1 protein-coding gene is annotated in these 914 nt (G+C 59.6%); it reads right to left on the bottom strand.

Translation table 11 applies throughout. From position 1 onward, the window contains the following. Positions 1 to 33: 33 nt before the first annotated feature. Positions 34 to 825 (bottom strand): IS5 family transposase, encoded by a 792-nt coding sequence (locus KR51_RS16860; RefSeq protein WP_022609372.1) that lies wholly within the window; start codon positions 823 to 825, stop codon positions 34 to 36. Positions 826 to 914: the final 89 nt, after the last annotated feature.

Genomic DNA, 914 nt, shown 5'->3' with positions numbered 1-914 from the left:
GAGGCCATTTGAAAAGTTCAGGGAGGTATCAAATTACGCTAGCCGTCTGAGCATCAGTCGGATCATCGCAATCTGAATCATCGTCTCTGATGACTCCGGCAGGTACTCATAGTCCACGTTCAACCGCCGATACCAACACCACCAGCCAAACGTGCGCTCCACTACCCACCGCTTCTGCAACAACACAAATCCCTTCGCCGCTTCCGGTCGCTTCACCAGCAACACAATCCACCGGCAGGTATCCATCACCCACTGCAGAAACGGCTGACCGCTGTAGCCCCCATCCACCCACACCAGGCTAATCCGCCTCACGCGCTCCCCCAAGCGATGCAGCCGCTGCAGCACTTGCTTGCCGCCCTGGCGCTCCGGCACGCTCGCCGCTGTCACCGCCACGCACATCAGCAATCCGAGGGTGTCCACCACAGTATGACGCTTGCGCCCTTTTGTTTGCTTCGCTTTGTCGTAGCCGACAGCGCGCGCCACCATCGGCGCAGTGGGCACACTCTGGCTGTCGAGCACCACCTCGGACGGGGTCGGGTCGCGACCGTCCGCAGCACGGGTGCGGTCGCGCAGGTAGTCGTGCAAGTGCTGCCAAGTGCCGTCGAGACGCCAGTTACGGAAGTAGGTGTAGACGGTTCCAGTAGGGGGGAAATCGCTCGGGAGGTCTTGCCACTTGCAGCCTTGGACAACCAGGTAGAGGATAGCGTTAAGGACGGCGTGAAGTGAGGTGCTGCGGGGGCGACCGCCGGATTTGGCAGCTGGGAGCAACGGCTCGATGAGCGCGAACTGGTCGGGAGAGAGATTGCTGGTGTAGTCTTTGGGCATAGCTCACACGGTGCTGTCGTTTCAGTATCAACAGCGTGGACCGTGTGAGTTTTCTAACATCGGATGAGGACTTTTCAAATGGCCTCTCA

Origin of the sequence: Rubidibacter lacunae KORDI 51-2, from assembly GCF_000473895.1 — a bacterium.
Lineage (GTDB): Bacteria > Cyanobacteriota > Cyanobacteriia > Cyanobacteriales > Rubidibacteraceae > Rubidibacter > Rubidibacter lacunae.
Note: the sequence above shows the minus strand (reverse complement) of the source record. Positions and strands in the feature narration are given on the sequence as shown.